General features: G+C 58.2%; 20 protein-coding genes. 12 read left to right on the top strand and 8 right to left on the bottom strand.

Translation table 11 applies throughout. From position 1 onward, the window contains the following. Nucleotides 1-613 (bottom strand): SNF2-related protein (locus EOA22_RS05190; protein WP_127389870.1); only part of this gene is annotated, 613 nt, incomplete at its 3' end. An 82-nt stretch (nucleotides 614-695) separates the two neighbouring features. Next, nucleotides 696-869, bottom strand: a complete 174-nt coding sequence (locus tag EOA22_RS37625) for a hypothetical protein (protein ID WP_158515786.1) — start codon at nucleotides 867-869, stop codon at nucleotides 696-698. Between the two features lie 826 nt (nucleotides 870-1,695). On the opposite strand from EOA22_RS37625, the gene EOA22_RS05195 reads away from it, so the two are divergent. Beyond that, nucleotides 1,696-3,075, top strand: a complete 1,380-nt coding sequence (locus EOA22_RS05195; RefSeq protein ID WP_063168136.1) for a tyrosine-type recombinase/integrase — start codon at nucleotides 1,696-1,698, stop codon at nucleotides 3,073-3,075. A 241-nt stretch (nucleotides 3,076-3,316) separates the two neighbouring features. Here the strand turns inward: EOA22_RS05195 and EOA22_RS38045 are convergent, their stop codons facing one another. Then, complete coding sequence (locus tag EOA22_RS38045) at nucleotides 3,317-4,351, bottom strand: hypothetical protein (protein WP_127224115.1); 1,035 nt, start codon at nucleotides 4,349-4,351, stop codon at nucleotides 3,317-3,319. 602 nt (nucleotides 4,352-4,953) lie between these two features. On the opposite strand from EOA22_RS38045, the gene EOA22_RS05205 reads away from it, so the two are divergent. Together EOA22_RS05205 and EOA22_RS05210 are read left to right on the top strand one after the other, a co-directional pair. Further along, nucleotides 4,954-5,727: a hypothetical protein gene (locus tag EOA22_RS05205; RefSeq protein ID WP_342030137.1), complete on the top strand. Its 774-nt coding sequence runs from the start codon at nucleotides 4,954-4,956 to the stop codon at nucleotides 5,725-5,727. Between the two features lie 49 nt (nucleotides 5,728-5,776). Further along, nucleotides 5,777-7,204 carry a hypothetical protein gene (locus EOA22_RS05210; protein WP_127224116.1) on the top strand — a complete coding sequence of 476 codons (1,428 nt, stop codon included), beginning with the start codon at nucleotides 5,777-5,779 and terminating at the stop codon, nucleotides 7,202-7,204. A gap of 205 nt (nucleotides 7,205-7,409) precedes the next feature. On the opposite strand, the gene EOA22_RS05215 is transcribed toward EOA22_RS05210, so the two are convergent. Then, nucleotides 7,410-8,219, bottom strand: coding sequence for a thermonuclease family protein (locus tag EOA22_RS05215; protein ID WP_181172675.1), 810 nt, complete (start codon nucleotides 8,217-8,219; stop codon nucleotides 7,410-7,412). A 244-nt stretch (nucleotides 8,220-8,463) separates the two neighbouring features. On the opposite strand from EOA22_RS05215, the gene EOA22_RS05220 reads away from it, so the two are divergent. After that, nucleotides 8,464-9,273 (top strand): sulfite exporter TauE/SafE family protein, encoded by an 810-nt coding sequence (locus EOA22_RS05220; RefSeq protein WP_063168140.1) that lies wholly within the window; start codon nucleotides 8,464-8,466, stop codon nucleotides 9,271-9,273. Here the strand turns inward: EOA22_RS05220 and EOA22_RS05225 are convergent. Together EOA22_RS05225 and EOA22_RS05230 are read right to left on the bottom strand one after the other, a co-directional pair. Next, nucleotides 9,267-9,509, bottom strand: coding sequence for a DUF982 domain-containing protein (locus EOA22_RS05225; protein ID WP_063168141.1), 243 nt, complete (start codon nucleotides 9,507-9,509; stop codon nucleotides 9,267-9,269). The two genes, EOA22_RS05220 and EOA22_RS05225, sit on opposite strands and share 7 nt — an antisense overlap. Further along, nucleotides 9,509-9,700, bottom strand: a complete 192-nt coding sequence (locus tag EOA22_RS05230; RefSeq protein ID WP_063170253.1) for a hypothetical protein — start codon at nucleotides 9,698-9,700, stop codon at nucleotides 9,509-9,511. Before EOA22_RS05230 ends, EOA22_RS05225 begins: the two co-directional genes overlap by 1 nt. Before the next feature lie 953 nt (nucleotides 9,701-10,653). Between EOA22_RS05230 and EOA22_RS05235 the strand changes: the two genes are divergently transcribed. From EOA22_RS05235 to EOA22_RS05270, 8 genes are all read left to right on the top strand, one after another. Further along, complete coding sequence (locus EOA22_RS05235; protein WP_063168142.1) at nucleotides 10,654-11,217, top strand: recombinase family protein; 564 nt, start codon at nucleotides 10,654-10,656, stop codon at nucleotides 11,215-11,217. A gap of 486 nt (nucleotides 11,218-11,703) precedes the next feature. After that, nucleotides 11,704-12,324: a sigma factor-like helix-turn-helix DNA-binding protein gene (locus tag EOA22_RS05240; RefSeq protein ID WP_063168143.1), complete on the top strand. Its 621-nt coding sequence runs from the start codon at nucleotides 11,704-11,706 to the stop codon at nucleotides 12,322-12,324. Nucleotides 12,325-13,025: 701 nt separating this feature from the next. Next, complete coding sequence (locus EOA22_RS05245) at nucleotides 13,026-13,442, top strand: hypothetical protein (RefSeq protein ID WP_063168144.1); 417 nt, start codon at nucleotides 13,026-13,028, stop codon at nucleotides 13,440-13,442. 456 nt (nucleotides 13,443-13,898) lie between these two features. Beyond that, nucleotides 13,899-14,372 carry a hypothetical protein gene (locus tag EOA22_RS05250; RefSeq protein WP_063168146.1) on the top strand — a complete coding sequence of 158 codons (474 nt, stop codon included), beginning with the start codon at nucleotides 13,899-13,901 and terminating at the stop codon, nucleotides 14,370-14,372. Nucleotides 14,373-14,461: 89 nt separating this feature from the next. Further along, the gene (locus tag EOA22_RS05255; protein WP_127224118.1) at nucleotides 14,462-14,851 is read left to right on the top strand and encodes a hypothetical protein; all 390 of its coding nucleotides are present in this window, start codon (nucleotides 14,462-14,464) and stop codon (nucleotides 14,849-14,851) included. 338 nt (nucleotides 14,852-15,189) lie between these two features. Further along, complete coding sequence (locus EOA22_RS05260; protein WP_063168148.1) at nucleotides 15,190-15,657, top strand: hypothetical protein; 468 nt, start codon at nucleotides 15,190-15,192, stop codon at nucleotides 15,655-15,657. Next, entirely contained in the window at nucleotides 15,644-16,180 is a 537-nt protein-coding gene (locus EOA22_RS05265) for a hypothetical protein (RefSeq protein ID WP_063168149.1), read from the top strand. Before EOA22_RS05260 ends, EOA22_RS05265 begins: the two co-directional genes overlap by 14 nt. Nucleotides 16,181-16,786: 606 nt before the next feature. Beyond that, nucleotides 16,787-17,032 (top strand): hypothetical protein, encoded by a 246-nt coding sequence (locus EOA22_RS05270; RefSeq protein ID WP_063168150.1) that lies wholly within the window; start codon nucleotides 16,787-16,789, stop codon nucleotides 17,030-17,032. A 505-nt stretch (nucleotides 17,033-17,537) separates the two neighbouring features. Here EOA22_RS05270 and EOA22_RS05275 read toward each other — a convergent pair. After that, nucleotides 17,538-17,837 carry a DUF982 domain-containing protein gene (locus tag EOA22_RS05275; RefSeq protein WP_063168151.1) on the bottom strand — a complete coding sequence of 100 codons (300 nt, stop codon included), beginning with the start codon at nucleotides 17,835-17,837 and terminating at the stop codon, nucleotides 17,538-17,540. Between the two features lie 43 nt (nucleotides 17,838-17,880). Further along, nucleotides 17,881-18,224: hypothetical protein (locus EOA22_RS38050; protein ID WP_127389871.1), on the bottom strand; the 344-nt coding region annotated here is incomplete at its 5' end.

An 18,224-nucleotide genomic window follows, 5' to 3' on the forward strand; every position in this document is an offset into this window, starting at 1 on the left:
CCATCAAGGAGTTTTGCAACGGCGGGGCCGTCAACAAGACCTTCAGCCGCGACGCAAGAGCATCCCGCAGCTTCTTCGCCTGCGCCGAACCACCTTTCTTGTAAACGTTGCGGAGCCTGTGAGCCTCATCGATGATAACCACATCCCAACCGACCCGGTGAACGTCATCTGATTTGCTAGCGGCGTACTGATACGACGTGATTACGATCGCAGCGGGATTTTCAAAAGGATGGTGGTGTCCAGCTTTGACCGTTTCCTTGTAGGTCTTCGAGTCCAGGATGACGCTCGGGAGCGAGAACTTTTCCTGAAGCTCCTGCTGCCACTGGGTGCGCAGCGATGCGGGGACGATGAGTAGGATGCTGCGGCGGCGCTCGGCCCATTTCTGCGCGATGACCAAACAGGCTTCGATCGTTTTGCCAAGCCCGACCTCATCGGCAAGGATCACCCCTTTTGACAGCGGAGAATGCAGCGCGAAGCGTGCGGCTTCGACCTGATGCGGCTTCATGTCGACGCGAGCGGTGGAAAGAGACTTGGCGAAGGCTTCGTCGGATCGGCCCTCCAGCATGATACGGTTGGCGAAATATTTGCTGTGATAGTGTGTATAGTTGGTCATTGGGTGCCCACCCGAGAATCGCGGGCCATATGAACAGGATGGATTGATTCAGACAAGCGCCGGGTTGATCACTGGAGTCGGTTCACTCCGAATGCCACAGAATGATTGCAGCGGCGCTAGCAAGGGCAAAAAAGTCGCCTAAGTCCTCGGCAGCGATCAGCCATTCTTTGCAGACATCGAAAGCGGCGAGCGCCGCGTCAATCTCGTTGAACTCATGGATACCGCCAAGATCTTTGCGCTGGTGCGCGATCTCCAAGACAGCCGGATTGACGCTGACAGCGAGCGAGCAACGTGCATGAGATGAATTTCTTAGACCCTTGTGAATCTTAGTAGGCACAAACTATTTGCATACCAACCCCACGCTTCGCGATAGGGTCGTGGCCGGCCGTGTTAGCTGCGCTGGACACCGGCAATATTGTTCGGAGGGAAAGGCGCTCTTCGGAAAACGTCGACGATATGAGCCCCCTGCTGGGCACGTAGCATCGCGGCCAAGTCAAATGGCTGCGTGGCGAGGGCACAAAACCACTCCTCTCCAGTTACGGCGTATCTATCTACGATCCGGTTCCAAGGATCAGGTTGCCGGAACCGGCGATGCAAGGCCGTGTGAATTGGCCGGCTAATCGGATATGGCGACCATGGAGAATAGTAGTTCTCGCAGTGGGTTTGAAGGCTCTCTGTGGAGCCCGAGATCGAGCAACGCTGGGGCTTTTGCAGCAAGCCCTTGTCGGTGAAGTGGTGTATCAATTGCCAGCCGCGAACTCGCTCCTCATGAGTGAAGCCATTGTAGGCAGGCATCTGGGGCCACCTCCAATCCGGAAGGCCAACGGGCTCAAACAGGCCCATAGAGTTTGCAACTGGATTCAAAATCTAACCCTGAGAGAGACCGAACTTTGCTAACCATATTGCTATACAAATTGCGATACAGAAACCCGTTAAATTACTGATTTTATCTAATATTATATTTGACATGGCTCCGGCCCGGGGAGCCACTTAATCCAGAAAAGTCTTGAAACCCAAGGACTACAAGGGTTTCCGCTTCCCCAGAGATACACCGCGCGATACACTGCGGGGTACACTGAGCTATGAAGATTGACGTGAAGCACATACAGAAACGAGGCGTCGCCGGCTGGCGTTATCGGCGGAAAATTCCGAAGAAGCTCCAGGCCGCTGCGGGCAAGTTGGAAATCCTGGTCCCGCTCGGGGCGACCGAACATCAAGCACTGAAGGCCTACCCCAAGGTGCATGCCCAGGCAGAGCAGCAGTTGCGCCTTTGGTCGCGGCCGCACGATGCGCAAACCCTAGGCAGCTTGGTTGGCACCCCCACCTTGACCGACTTTGAGCACCATAGGCTGAACCGCACACGCCTTCGCGCGCTCAGTCTCGACCCCGAATGGACCGGTCCAGAGGACGAGGATGACCCCGAGGCGCTAGCTCGGGAGCTGATCGCGGAGCAGATTGCTGAGAAATATCCAGTGGACGACCGAGGCAATCCCGTTGGCATAGAGTCGGCGGACCGCGCCCTGATCCACGCCCTTGTCCTTGGTCAAAATCAACAGCGCCATGCCCCGACCTTGGAAGATGCCAGGAGGCTGTACCTCAAAGAGAAGGTTGGCACCGACGAAACAAAGAAGATGGAGCTTGAGCGAGTGTTCAAGCTCGTCAGCGCGGCGCTTGGCAAGGACAGGACACTAAGCAACCTCAAGCGGGAAGACGCCAAAGAGGTCAGGGACCACATGCTCGATGGCCGCAAAGCGTCGTCCGTGGACCGCTACTTGAATGTGGTCCGTGCGATGATCAACCACGCCATCAGAGAATTTGACCTCACCGGGGTCACCAATCCCTTCATGAACTTGGAGGCCGCGCCCAAGGACAAGGCAGAGCCTGATAAAGACAAACGCCGGCCCTTCACCCTTGATGAGGCTGCCGCCATCTCGGGCCGCCTTGTGTCACACGCCAAGACCGACCTCCAGCACATCTGGCGCATTCTTAAAGGGACTGGATGTCGCCTCGCCGAGGTCTCGGGTCTGCGGGTCGCAGACGTGCATCTCGAACATGCCATCCCGCACATCACGGTCGAGTGGCATGACGACCGCCGCATTAAGAATGCAGTGTCGCGCCGTAACGTGCCCTTGATCGGGGACGCATTGGACGCTGCAACAGAAGCCAAAGCTGCGGCGGGCAACGCGGCGATGCTGTTCCCAACCTACGGCAGGCCCAAGGGTGCGTCCTCAGCGTCTGCTGCTTTGGGAAAGCACGTTCGGGCTTGTGTAACGGACCCGAAGGCTACCACCCACTCGCTTCGCCACCTCATGAAGGATCGCCTACGCTTGGCCGGCGTCACGAAGTCGGACCAAGACATTGTTCTGGGCCATTCCTCAGGCAGCGTTGGGGAGGACTACGGTGGCGACGAGGCAAGACTTGAGATGGCCAGACGGGCGCTTGAGAAGGCTAACTCGCTCTGATCCAGTCCGGTTCTGCCTGGGGCCGCTCACTCGTTGCGCCACCGAATGGAGGACTTGCTGGTGATCGCTTGGGTCCCCGAGAAGCTCAAGCGGTCGATCATGGGCCACTCAGGGGGCGGCGCTGGGGACAACTACGGTGGCGAAGAGGGGCGGCTTAGGGTTGCAACTGAGGCGACGGAGAAGGCCTTCGCTGCGGTTGGCTAAGATAGTCGTCGCTTCCCCTCGCGGACGTTGTACTGCGCTAGCGCATAACTTTGCTGGTCTCAGCGATGATCTTGGGGATCTGCCCAATCGCAATCGTGTAGCTGAACCGCGCCACACCTTTTGCCTGCTTGTGCCTTGGCAGGCTGCGGACGACCCAGTCGTAAGTGCCCGACACCATGCATCGCTCATTGGCACAGGTGACTATGACGCTCTCGTCGTGGAGATTGTATCCCCGTTCCGGCCATCGTTGGAAATAGCTTCTCTTGTCGGCGATGATCGAGCTTAGGTCCGTTGGCTTTCCGTAATAATCGACGATGCCAGCATACGAATTTTGAACCTGAGCGATCGCCAAATCTGCGTTGTCGCCATGGTGCTCGATGAGCCCCTTGATAAATGCTACCGCCGCGCTCTCTAGCTGCCGCTCGTCTGCGCTGGCTTCAGCCGGGGCCGGAGTGGGCATTGGCGACACACGCGACGTGTCAACGGACGGCGGCGTGGTGGAAATGTTGGTTACGCGCAGTTCAGCCATCTCACTGGCGGAGAGATATCGCATATCAGACCTGTCGTAACTCAATGCTACGGCCATCAACTTGGGGTCCACGCCCATCTCGGACATGTAGGACATGATATCGGCAGTTACGGCTTGAACGTTCGCCACAGCCTCGTCGGTAGACATCCCGCTCTCTGGGGCGAAGGATGAGCGGTGAACACCAATAGAGCCCGGATCGGCAACACGGCGAACGCCACCCATGAAAGCCAAGGAGCAAGCCGACGCGCACTGCAACTGCCGGACTTGAAGCGTGTCAAGGCCGGCTGCCCGGATCATACGTCCAAGTTGCATTGCACTTCCGATACTACCCCCCTGCGAGTCGAATACGACCACTCTAGCCCCACTGCTTGTGACAGCGCGGCTAAACTCATTCAGAGGTTCGTTGACCCCAAATTCACCGGAGACGATGAGAAACGGAAGTTCGCCCGACGACGATACCGGCTTGTATTCCAGAGCCTTGGCCGACCATGTTGCGGCCGCGATAATTGACGCAACAGCTAAAACTCTCAAAACTGAACGCATAACTGGCTACCCTACCCTGCCCGTCACAAGTAAGATCCAGTTGAAGCGCCATTTCAAGCGCCAACTGTGAAAGGTTCGATTTATGGTCAAAGAACTGATTGACGCCTCAATGATCTGGCACGGGTATTAGAAACTATGTGCAACCTCTACAATATCGCCACGTCGCAAGAGGCCATCCGAGCCGGCTTTGCGGGACATGTTGGGGAACTTTGAGCCGTCCATAGACTTCGATCCCGGCGGTTCGACCCGGTGGTTCGCTATCCCATACCCCTCCGCTCCTGCCTTAGGCCGCCCTCAGGAACGGGACGGTAATGGCAGCGGCGAGGCGCGGCCTGAGGTGAAGCGGAGAATATCGTCGGCTTTCGTAAAGGTACGCGGACCGTCGCCTTGTATGCAAGGAGCTGGAGGACTAACGTTCCAATCCTTGAAAATCATCAACGTGGACGCGACATTTGGATGCTTACCTAGCGATCGCTGAGTCTATCCTTCGGATCGAACGGAGACCCTTGAGTCCCCGCGCGATGTTGGCTGCTGCCTATCGCCTCGGCTACGTGCCAACCCACTTGCACGGACGGACGCAGCATAAGACGCTCGGAGCTAGGTTGAGCGAAGACATCATCTCTCATCGCGACAACAGCCTTTTCTTTAGGACAAAGCCAGGGCGCTTTTTCCTTAGGGAGTTCCTCACTGACGACACCATTCCCGAGGACCACAGGCAACCGATCGCTACTCGACGCCGCATGCGCGAACTATTGCGCGGGCCTGCTCTCGCAGTTGACGTTAGCGACCTTGCCCTGATCGCGGAAGTCGGCAGACCAATTGAACCGGAAATAGTATTCGGCCTGCTACGCTCGAACCGCTACCGTTACGACAATCCAAAGGCAAAGCGACCCAGCAGCGTCTTTCTTTGGTCTTTTGTGTCGGTGCGCCGCGACCGCGAGGTCCTGAGCTACAGGCTCGGCCGCTACCGCGATGACCGTGATGCATTCATGGCGAGACGTTCAGTTGGATTTTCGACTCTCGTTCATCTTGAGCAACGGACATTGTTCAATGACGACTTCGGAATTGTGGACTCGGGTGTCCAAGCAGCAAAAGTTGACCTCGATGTTCCCGAGATTAGAACGCCGGCCAGTGTCAACCGGCTTGCTGCTCACCTAAGGTATTTTATGTGGGTTTCGCATGGTGAGGGGCAGAATGAACTGCTCGCGATTATTTCGTTCGAATGCCCACACTGGTTTCATCCTGAACGGCGGCGACTGGCGTTGAACGACCTGACTTGGCTCGACTTGCGCACTCCTGTGAATAACGTCGATGATTTCGACCCATGGTCACGATACGTGTTACTGACAACGGATCGAAACCTGTCAGCCGGCTGAAAACTTGGCATCATCGTCGCTCATCTTATCGGGGCCAAGCGTTGCGTATGTGAAGTCGCAGCTGGAAACGTCAGACTCTGCGCGAACGAAGCGTGCACTACAATATATTTGCCGAATATACAGACTTGGCTATCGGATCGTCCAAAGCGAACTTCTTGGCGTTCAGCAATCAATCGTCGGCATTCTTTACACCCGAAAATCGGACGAAAAGCTGAGGCGTTGGGCCTTGAATGCATTGGCGAGATGCGGAACGGCGGCTGTCAGCCTCGAATGTGTGATGGGAGTTTTCAAGGAATTTAGTTCCGACCCGCAGACTGCAGCGGCAGCCATCGCCGCGATTTACAGGATGAAGCGAGACGCGACCAAAGCGATAGACGATCTCGATCTCTTCGACCCGCAAATGCGAGTCCTTGCGGCCCTGCAGCATGTGGAACATACAAAACTGGACCTGACGGGCATTCCGGTCGACATTGAGAAGGCGTCGGCGGACGTCCTCAAACTTGGCTTAATCGTTGTCGGCTTGAACAGAGCCCCTCACAATCTCTTTCATCCACGGCACAGTAATTCCGAAATCGTCAAAGCGCTCGGCGCTTACGACGACGATATTGTCGTCCAGTATACCGTTTGGGCCGTGGCCGAGAACGACAACCTATCTATTGACGATCTGGGTATCCCGCTCAGTTCGGTGGAGAGCAGGCCACCAAATGTACGTGGCTGGATGTATCGCGCGATCGCCATGCACGCTAACGCTGCCGATCACCAGGATTACATTGCCAACGGCGCCGGCGACGATGAGGCTGAGGTCCGCCTCGCTTTGGCTATCGGGCTAAAGGATACCTATTACGACGGGCTCGAGGCTTTGGCGCACGATTGGTTCATGACCGAGGCGGACAGTGAGATTGCTCATACACTCATGGACCACATGGTGCGCCATGCGGATCGGTCGCCAACATATGAATGTACTGTGCTCGACTTCTACGAAAGAGAGGCGCAAAACTCTCTCCTGCGTCGGAGGATCGAAGGACACGCCGCCAAGACCGAACTCTACAGCAAGCTCATGCGTATATCATTCGACGGTTCCGACGACTTATTCAGGAGCATTAACGTGACCAACAATACCACGAATATATCTGGCGGCATTAATGCCGGAGCTGTTTCAATGGGTGGCGATGCGACGAACACGGGGGAGATCAATGTTAATTACCAGCCGCAAACGATAGAGCTGATCCAGGCCGAGCTTTCCAAGGCGATCAAAGCCATACACGACTCCGGCGTTGCCCCCGAGCTTAAGGAGCATGCGCTTGAACACGTGAAGGCGGCCCAAATAGAGCCCACACCCGATAAATTGAAGAAAGCGGTCGACGTCCTTGGCAAAGTCGAGGACGGGGCGAAGAAGATATCGGGAATTTCGACAGCAGCAGTTGCCATCGGAACTACCGCTATCGCGCTTGCCAAACTCATGGGCTATGTGCCCTGAGCTTCGTGAGCTCATCGTCCTTTCATTGATAGAGCCGCATCACTGCTCATGATCGCTGCCAAATCCTCAGCGTACGGGTGGTCGAGGTGTTCAGCCGGCCACCTCCATGCATCAGCAGGCTGCCCGGTGACAGGCCGTTCTCAGGATCAAGGAAGATCGGCGGGTGCCGAGAAGGCGTTGGCAGTGTGGGGGTTTTAAGCGCAGCCTACCCACACCAAGGGCGTGGCGTCGGCGGACAGCTTGTAGAGCCACAGACGAACGGTACAGCCAGCCCCTCTGACACCAATATGTCGCCCACATCCTGGCCATCGGCAAAGAGAGAGCCGCAACTTCGCCCGTAGTTGCACTTGCCGGTGCCCTCAGTGCCTGCCGGGCAGGAACATGGAACCATCTTCAGCTCCAGCTTCGCCGCAGCCACCAACTCTTTGAGGCGCGCCTTTGCTCGCTGACCAAGGTCTGCCTCAGCGTCGCACCTCGGCTGGATGCTCTCAGGCGCATTGAAGCCCACCAGCCGGGTCCCCTTGTCGGAACCGTTGAGGCGAATGGTGTCGCCGTCGGTGATAGTGAACTGCGAGCTTGCGAGCGGCGCCCGGTCTCCCGTGCCTGATCTCGCGAAGGACGGCATGGTGGGCCAAGAGATGTGCTCGCCCTTCTCGACGTATGAGTAGATCAGCGAACCGACGATCAGCGCCAGCGCGAAACCGAAGGCTCTGGTGAACCGCGCCGCCAAGTATCTCACCTCCCTAGCGACCCGGCTGCCTGGTCGCCGTGGCTCCCAATGCGGCGACGAAGTGGGACGGTATGGGGCTGTTTGGCTCCGCTCGAAGTTGCTCGATGGCGCGGAGCCTATTATCTCATAGAGCTTCGCAAACTGCTTTGGGCTTAGCCGTGTGCGTGGGCCGTACTTCGCCAGCCGGACGTGCATGTCGAGCAGGAATTGCCGCTGCCATAGGGTAAGACGGCCGCGAGTAAGCACAGCCTCGACACGGGACTTCAGGTCGTCCTCGGTCTCCAATCCGATACCTCACGCCTGCCTTACAATACTGCGCAGGCGGTTGGGTGTGAATAGGCGTACGCACCGGGCGGAAAGTTGCACCTCGGAGAGGCCTATCTGGAACACCGACGACCTAATCGCCTTCCGTCAAGGCTCCCCTCTAGGCCCCCCCTGACGTTCTCCCAGGTGTGGCTTAGGGGGATCAGGTACCTAGTAGTCCAAGCCAAGATGGCCTACAGCGTTGTTTCCCACGGAGTACAACGCAATGACCGATGAGCCGCTGCCAATCGCCCAGGCGTCACCCAGCAAGCCGCTCGCGTTCGGAGGCGGAATGGTTATCGGGGCGCTTGGCGGTCTCGTAGGTCTCGGCGGCGCTGAGTTCAGATTGCCGCTGCTGATCGGCCTGTTCAACTTTGGTGCGCTGGAGGCCGTGATCCTGAACAAGGCCATGAGCCTGATCGTGGTGGCAACCGCGTTGCCGTTCAGGGCTCAGACAGTCCCGTTCGGGGAGATCGCTTCACATTGGCCGATCATAGCGAACCTCCTGGCTGGAAGCCTAATAGGTGCCTGGCTCGGGGCCGGATGGGCGACCCGCCTTCGAGCTGAGACCCTCTACAAGACCATCTCGATCATACTCTTCCTCATCGCAGGGGTGCTGTTGTTCGGCCATAACGCTCATGCCAACAGTGCCTTGCTCAGCGGTCCAGCACAGTTGATCGCAGGGGTCTTCGCTGGGTTCATCATAGGCATCGTTGCGGCGCTGCTCGGGGTCGCTGGTGGCGAACTGCTGATCCCAACGCTGATACTGTTGTTCGGGGCCGACATTAAGCTCGCCGGCAGTCTCTCGCTTGCCGTGAGCTTGCCGACCATGATTGTCGGGTTCGCTCGCTACAGCCGCGACCAGAGCTTCTCAGTCATCCGACGCAACATCGCGTTCGTATTGGTCATGGCCTGCGGCTCGGTTGTCGGGACGTTCCTGGGCGGGCAGATGCTTGGATTTGTGCCGAGCGGTGTGCTGCTGCCCCTGCTGGCTGCCATCTTGGTGATTTCAGCGGTCAAGGTCTGGCGTCACTGACGACGCAACATCCCTTCTTCCTCGGCAGCTTCCTCGAATGCTTGCCGAACGTCCTCTGGTGACGCCCGGTCCTCGAACGCGTCGATGCAGGCCTGCACCGCCTTGTTCCACTTCGGCCCCTTCCTGGGCCACTTCATGAGTTCCTCGGCCGCCCCCTCAACGTGACTGATGCCTGCCGTGATGCCGACCCTATCGGACCTCACGTAGACCGGAGGGTTGAACCAATGGAGAGCCATCAGAAGTCACCTCGGTCGACCCTACGTTTCAGGTCTGCAGCATTCAAAAGGTCGACCAGATCGTCGGCATACTCCATGTCGAGACCTGTGGCTGGATGACCATCAGGCTCAGCCGGCTGCCCGGTGAACACGTCGAACACCGTCCAGGTCCCATTCGGTTCCTTCTTGAGGTCGTACCGCTGCTGGGCCATCTGGGACCTCTTGGGTGGCAGCCTTTTGGGCTTGATCGATTGCATCAAGAAGCGAGGCTAGTGTTGGGGGTAGCTCAGGGTCAACCGTCAGGCCGAAGGCCTTCTGTATGTCTCGACGATTGTCCCCGTTGCGTATCGATTCACGAAGGTGGTCGGCCACGGTCTTGTGACCGGCTTTGTCGCGCTTGGCCATGAAGCTGTCCCCTAAACCCCTAAATTATTGTGTGACAAAAGCTCCGTTTAACGGCGCTCAACGTATTGTCAGACAATTGGTTCCATTAGGAGGTCGGAATATTTGATAGTAAAATGTGAGCGGGTGATCGGACAACTGGCACGCGCGCCGTCCCCCCGTGGGGGTGCCTCCCGGCCGTCATTGATCCGCGCCCGCGTGGGACGTGATGCGCGCGTGATCGCGGGCGTTCTCCCACACAATTCCCCACATGCAACGCGCAACACCATGCAATCCAAGGCTTGCCAAAGGATATGATATCCCTTCGATGCATTGGGAGGGTGCCAAGGGTGCGCCAAAGGGCGCCGACAGGTAGCCGGAAGGGTGCGCTATGTTTCGCCACTTGTCCGGCAATCGGTGTATTTGTCGGACACAAGGGTGTAGGGTGCCCGATGATCGCTGACCCATGCTTCCAAATCGTCTTATCCGGCGCGCTTCGCCACACCCTCGTTGAGACCCGTGTTAACATGGTTCGAGCGCGCGCCGCTCTTGCCGAAGCTCGCATGATCGTGAGGGATGACACTGCGCGCCGCTACCATGTGCGCCTAGGTCTCACCCTAAAGAAACCCTTTCGGCACCCTTGATCGGCCCCTAGCTCCGCGCGTTACGGCGGCGACCCATTCTTTTCCGTCCACAAACCTATACCTTTGTGAACATGCCGCTTGACATGTACACTTATCGTCCACTAAGTGATGTTCACCAACACTCTTAGAGGAAAGTGCACATGATCATCGGATACGCCCGTGTTAGCTCGACCGGACAAGACCTCGACACCCAGCTTGAGAAGCTCACGTCTGCCGGGGCCGAGAAGGTCTTCAGCGAGAAGAGGTCCGGCTTGGACGAGACGAGGCCGGAGCTTGAGAAGGCGCTGGAGTTTGCCCGTGACGGTGACGTGTTTGTGGTGACCAAGGTGGACCGGCTGGCAAGATCGGCGGCACACCTCCACCAGATCGTCAGGGACCTCGATAAGAAGGGTGTCGGCTTCAAGGTGTTAGATGACGCCTCGCTGGACACGACCACCCGAACTGGCAAGCTCGTGTTCGGCATCCTCGCCAGCATTGCAGAGTTTGAGACGGCGCTTCGTAAGGAGCGGCAGATGGAAGGCATCGCCAAGGCGAAGGCCAAGGCAGAAGCCCAAGGCGAGCCGTGGAAGACTGGCAGGCCCGTGACGCTCGACCATGATCGGATCAAGGCCCTGAAGGCCGAGGGGCGCTCTGTGAGGCAGATTGCCAAGGAAGCCGGGTGTTCACCTTCAGCGGTCCAGAAGGTGCTGGCCGTGTTGGCCTGACGTTTCCATAAAGTATGGAGCGAGTGCTGAATAGGGAGGCGATTACCCCACCCACTAGCACAGGAGGGTGGCAGTCAGCCCACTAGCCCTACGAAGGCGCAAATAGGGTGACCACTAGCACTACGAGGGCGATAAGGCCCCCACTAGCACTGTGAAAGCGGCCCCATAGGGACACCACTAGCACTATGAAGGCGATAGGGTGACCACTAGGACCACGGGGCGATTAGACCCCATACCCCCACCACTAGCACGGTGAAGGCGAATACCCCCTCCACTAGCACTACCCAACGCTCTTCACCCAAGCTGCCCCGTGCAGTTCTCCCCTGTTGCGACCGCCTGTTGCCCTGTTCGGCTCTTCCGGGAGACAGGATGTGGCGCTTGTCGGGGCAGCTTTGGTGAGGCGCGTGTGTCCCTCTATCTGTCCTCCGATTTTGTATGAAATCACCCGTCAATTATTTTGTATGAAGCACCACGAAAGGAGCCAACATGACCGTCTTCCGTCCCGTCGAGGCGGATTTCTCCGAGGTCTCGGATCACTGGACTGCCGAGGTTGAGGCATTTCAAAGGAAAGGCCCCCGGTGGACAACCCAACGCTACCAAGAGGCCACCCGCAAGGACACTGAACGTGCGCCAGAGTTCAACCATAAGGCCACCCTCGTCCTATGTGCTGAGGGCTTCTCACAGCCCGCATCAGCGAAGGTGCTGGGGATCACCGACCGTGCTGTTCGGTCTCACCTGTCGCGCCCATGCGAGGCTCTGGAAGCTGAACGCGAGCGGATGGCTTGGCGGGGCCGTGTACAGCACCATGAGGTGACCAAGCGCGGGCGCGCTCCGTTCGATGTCTGGGCTCACCTGAAGGCGGGTAAGGCTCCCGTGGTCGCTGATCTTCTCGGCTTCGATCCGTGGACAGCCGAGGGCATCGGGGCAAGCACCCGCGAGAGGGTCGCTTTCTACATCGTGGACGGATGGTCACAGGCTGAGATTGCCAGACTGCTGGGCATCTCCAAGCAGGCGGTATCGAAGCATGCTGCCGCTATCAGGAGATTGTTCAAACCGAAACGAACCCGGAAGTTAGGAAGTCGGCCAAACCTGATTTCACAACGCTAACAATGACATGAATGGTTGACTACCTACTATAGGGCTTCCACTCAGGGACCTTCACTTCGGGTGTTACCTTGGTCAGCCCCTTCGGGTTCCTATCGTCGATAGGTTTATCCGAAGATAACACCAAGGTTCTCCTGAGTTGCTCAGGGACATAAGACACACCCTCTAGAAAACCCTCTGTAACAGAGAAACCCTAGAGACACCCTTATATCAGGATGTCATTGGTCGCTTCGCTCCGAAGACCATGGAATATGTCTCCTGAGTACCTGATCACCCTCAGTACTGCTTCGCTCACAGCTTTGGTCTATTCTCTGGGTTTCCCTTGTTCCAAGGCCATAGCCAGAGGGAACTCCAAAGGACGCATGAAGTCTGTCCACCTGATGCTTGGATGACTGATGATCTCCCTCCACAGGTCTTCACCCTTCCACGTCAACCTGAGGCGTCCCTTTAAGGGAGGCCTTCGAATGTCACCACCAACACTTACCCGAAAGGATCACAATGAACATCACCACAGGAGCCGACCCCTATCATGTCGACTGAGGCCGACCGCATTGCATGGCGAATACACGGTCGAGAATGGCGAGCAGCGAACCCAGAGCGCGCTAAGCAGATCAGCCGGGAATGGTATCACCGCAACAAGGCTCGCGTTGCCGAGGTGCGGAAGATGAAGCGAGAGGCCGCCCGTCTGGTGAAGGGGACAGCCAATGGCTGAGACAACCCGCCAGATCACCCCGGCAATCCGCGTTGTCGAGACCGACCGTGAATGGATCATTCAGGCAGCTGAAATAAAACGAACCCGGAGGCGGGGAGCGGAGCCGACCGGCAAATGGATCGACCGCGCATACATCACCAGTCGGTCAATGCTGAACTTGGAACTGAGGCGGATGGTCGGGGCGAAAGGGAGCCTTCTCGGACATGTTGAGCAAGGCGTGCTGGACTGGCTCAACAGGCTGCCGGTTCGGCATCCGGCACGAGACCGGGAGTCCAGCGTCATTGATATGCTGGAGGCGTCTACGCCAGGTAGCGAGCATGGGGAGACCTTCCATGACCACCTGCCGCTGATCGTGAAGCACGGCCCGCTTAGGTGGCGCAACGACCGGAATGCCCGCTTTGAGCCCTGACCAAATCAAGCGGGATTGGGTTTCGACCTACCCGAACCGTGAGGCAGCCCTTGCCTTGGTCGAGTGGCTGAAGGCAGACAACTGGGAGCGCGTCTCAGAGCTTGACCGGAGGCTGACAGAAGTCGGCATCGACTGGACGGGCAGTTTCCAAGAGGCTGCCGAGCGGTGCTTTGAGGTCTACGGCTACCCCGATTTGGAAGCCGTGGCGGTTGCCCGGAGGGTCGCCGAGGTGTCGCTGCGGCCGACCCGCTCAGCGCCACGGGGAGGGCCCACCGGAGTCAGCGCCGGCCGTTCCCGTCCAGTCACCCCAGCCACACCTAGCGCGCGTCCTGAAGGCGCGCAGACGATGACCTACGGCTTCACGCCACGGCGCTGATCCACCCAGCATCATCAAGCCCAACCCGCACCCGGAGCACTGACGCGCCGGGTCGATCAACCACGACCAGATTTGAAGGAATGAACGACATGAACGATTTCAACAAGGCCAGCGGCCTCATCACCACCGGCTCAACTGACATCCGCGCTCAGGAAGCGCGAGACCGACAGACCCTTGAAAACCGGGTGGCTCAGATGCGGCGTGATCATGCGCAATCCGAGAAGGACCGGCAGGAGGCGGCTCTCCAAGAGCGTATCGCCCAGCAGACGGAAGCCGGCTTGCGGGCCAATCAACAGCTTCAGGCAAAGCGAATGGGGATCGTCAATACCGGGCAGGCCATGACCGATGGCCAGAAGGCGCAGATTGCGGCAGCAAAGCCCATGAACGGCTCCGCACCGCAGGCCCTTGTGGATCAGCTTGCGGTGACCGTTGGCGGCATCCAGTTAGGACCCCAGCAAGCCAAGGACATGGCGGCTCGCGGGGAGATCAGCCAGGGCGATTACGTCGCCGCAGTGAACGCGGCTCTGGTCCCATACGGCTATTCTTTCAGGTAGCCACGGAGGCCGAGAGTGACGGGGCGGTTGATGCCGCTCCGTTGCCTACCGTGGATGGGAAGACCGACGAGACCAACGACACTGAGGAATTGACCGACGACGAGAAGGAAGAGAAGCAACATGCCGAGTTTGTGCGCATGGCCGATCAGAGCCTTGATCGCTTCAGGGACACCCATAGCGAGGCCCAGCAGCAATTCATCGTGGACGCCTATGTCGAGACCGGAGAAATCCTTACCGGCGAAGGCTACGGCATTGACGAGGTGGAAGCGGCTGTTGTCGAAACTGCATTTACTCAGCACCTCGATAGGAACGTGCTGCGGCAGCATGGGCTGACACTGGCGACGTACTTCGAGCATGTCGATGAGGCCGACTACCCGGCACTGCGCAGGGCTGCGGCCAAAGGTGAATGGCACGTCTTCCACGGGCATGCCCAAGCCATAGCAGCGGCCCGCAGAGACGGTTCGGCTTACAGCGAGTAACCATAGCAGCACCTTTCCTACCCCCGATGCATCGCCCCAAGAGGTGTGTCGGGGTTGGGATTTTCAGAGCCCAAGCCCGCCGCGCCGCGCGCGTCTCCACAACCAATCGCCCAGGGGCCTTGCGTCTCCTCGCCGACAGCCCCCGGCATCTACGCTAGCAACCGGAGGGGTCAGCTCGCCATTGCGGGGAGCCCAAGCCACTCAGGGCTTGTGTATTCATGAATGTGGTTGCTTGTTCGGTCCGCACCCGGGTCCGAATGGTATTGCGATGTATTACCTCGGACCTGACTATCCATCTCAACGCTCCTTGAGGTAGGGTATCCGTTGGGAGGCGGGAAATGTGCAAATGGCTCAAGACCAACAGTGACGCTATTCAAGCAGGATCGGCGATCCTAGGTGTCGCAGTGGCCGTCATCGGATTTTGGCTGACGATCTACCAGTTGTCCTCAGCAAACCATTCGCTGCAAGCCTCAAACACGTACACCATCCAGCATGATGCCCGGGAGATTATTAGTGAAATCATCTCGCGAGGAAATGTTCGGCCCCTGATTATGGGCACATTGCCCGCAGGGAAGAAGGAGGAAGCCAAAACCGACCTCTGGCAAATGCTGAATTTCTATCTATCGGTCTTCAGGCAACTTCACGCTGGCGGAATCAACCAGAAGATAGGCGCTGCTTTCGGCAAGGATTTTTGCGATTTGCTCGACAAGGCTCCGGTGGCTACCGCATGGGACGAGCTTCTTAAGGAGAAGAGAATAACAGACGACTATGAGGAAATGAGAAGGACATGGTGTGGCAAAAAATAGGCTCATAGCTCTGGTGCTAATCTATCTGGCACTCTGTGCAGGGGTGCACGCCGGAGAGTTCGGCAACGTCCTCGTCGGCAGCGCCGAAGCGACACAACGGTCCCGGGAAGCAAGTGCCACTGCACTCGACGGCGTTGCGAAGGTCATCGAAGGGCTTCGAGAGAGAGAGGGGGCCGCCGGTCTTGGGGCTGGTAGAGAGCAGTTCCAACAAGCCGCCCAGCTATTTGCAGACGCAGCCAACAAAATGGAAGCTGTGCTTCCCTTTCTCCCTAATGAGGAACTCTCGCAGCAGCAATTTGCATACCTGACTGAACTCAGGGGACCAGGTGGCCTCTCTGCAGTGATCCCCGAATCAAAGAGCCTGAAGGATGTCTACAGGAGTTTCGCCAACGTGACACGGCAGATGTCGAGTGTGGTCGAGGGCCTTGCTGGACAAGCGAACGCCTTCCGGACCATCTCTCCCCTGCTGACAACGTACTTCCGGGTAGCTGACGGCGTAGTGGCCCTGCAGGAGCGACGTTGATTTGCAATCTCAGTAATCACCAAGGAACGTCATTCCGCTTGACTGAGAGATACACCGCTGCTACCCCTTGAGATACACCAAGGCGGTCGACGCTTTGGGGAAGAAGTCGCATAAGCGATTGCAGTTAAAGGGTTTTCTGGCTTATTTTTTCCCGGTTCGATTTAACGAACTTGTCCGGCCCGGGGAGCCAAATTCTTCAAAGCGTTGAGACGGTCAGGTCGCCCATAGGGGCTGATCTATGGCATGTCTGGAAAACCGCAGGCAGCCGCAGGTTGATCCTCAACTTGACCTGGCGCCGCTATGCAGCGCGCTTCGATCACGGCGATCTCTTCACGGCGATCTCATCAGGATTTCATCTCTTGTCACCGTTCGGGTTGGGTGCCGGTGCCTCTCGCACATCTCGTGGTGGCGGGTCGACATGTTCAAGCTCTGGCGGGGCTTCTTTGTCCCGACGTCGGACAGGTAGCTTCTCCGGTTCGGGCTTCGATGGTGGTTCTTTGATCTTGCTCGGCATAATCGAGTTAACCGCACTGCCGGTCCCTTGTTCCCGCAGCAAGCCGAAAACCTGAATGGGGGAACCGGGAGCGCCAAAGAGCGTTTTCTCGCATGCTCAAGAAGATCGCCCTTGCCGCCGTGCTGGTTCAGGTTGCCGCGGTTTCGGCTCTCATCACTCAGACGGTCCTCTTCGCGTCCACGGCCACACAGGCCGCCAACGCGCAGCCCGGCGACGCAGTCGCTGTCACTGCCGACAAGGAACCGGACAAGGCGGCGCAGCCTGCTGGTGCCGACCAATGCCCAACCCGGCTTGTGACGAGCAAGATTTTCACGAGCAACTCAATTACGGCGCAATGATAGTTCGCCATCGATGCCGGCCATCCGTCGATCCCCCCAATTTAAGTCAGGGCAATGTGCTTGAAAGCGCAATGATTCCTGTTACTTGCGGCATGGGGCGAGTGCGTTTGGGTTGGGCAAGAATTGGTATGATTTCATCGAATATGGAATGCCCGCGCTGTCATGGCAGCGGCAGGGTTTTCGACTGCTCCAAATGGTATGCGTCAAACGGGCACTGCTGCCCGCAGGGAACCCATCGGGGTGGCTGCCCCGGAAAGACGGGGCCTGCACGGAATGCGACGGCCTAGGGACAATGGCGGAGCCTCCGCTGAGGGCCGTGGCATAATCTGCGATAGTGTCGCATGCCGCTGATGGCGACGCGGACGCGCCCGCCAAAAAACCGTACTAACGGCGCGAACAACAACCGCCCGCCAAAGGTGAGCTGGCAGGGCAGCTCACCTTGTAGCGATGCGGAAACGACGACCATGCAGCCGGACCATCCTGATGGCGCCGCCCCTTATCAAGGCTAAGCGATTACCCCACCACGACCTGACCTTGTGCCGTCCATCCAAGGGAATTGGGCAAGCGGGTCCTGCAAGATTTTGACGGATCTTGCGAAGCCGGCGACGGCATCGCGCGCCACTGTCAGCGGAACCTGGCCGTCGTGAGCACGCTGGCAAGCTCGAAAGGCCGTTTCGAAAATCGGACCCCGCCGCTCCCTTGGCCACTCGTCAAAGAAGTCGAACGCATCGTCGAGGCACCCTATTTCTTGAATGAACTCGCCATTCTTGACAAGAACCGGTCGGTCGAACGTCCTGTAACTCATGTGATCCTCCATTCCGCACGTGGGTTGTTGTTGGTTCGGGTCATCATGCGATTGCATGCTCCGGCTCGGCCAACATGCCGCCGCCTCCACGCCCGGGCGGCACCGTTGCAAAGGCCGGGATTGGCGGCGGATCATCATCGTCATCTCGCCAGGGGCGCCGCATCCAACCGAGCCGGCTCTTCTTGCGGCGCCGGTCGAAAGACAGGCTGACGGTTCCCGACTCCTTTGAAACACGCGGTTCCCGCCCGGTTTCGTCCAGAAGGCGGAGTGCGCGAAGTATGTCGCTGACTTCCACGATGGCGCCGTTGTCCAATTGCCGCAACGCGGGATTGTCAGGAACCGCATGAACGTCGGAAGCCCAGAAAGCGAGCAAAGCCCGCTTTGCAC

This window comes from Mesorhizobium sp. M7A.F.Ca.US.014.04.1.1 (genome assembly GCF_003998745.1).
GTDB classification, from domain to species: domain Bacteria; phylum Pseudomonadota; class Alphaproteobacteria; order Rhizobiales; family Rhizobiaceae; genus Mesorhizobium; species Mesorhizobium ciceri.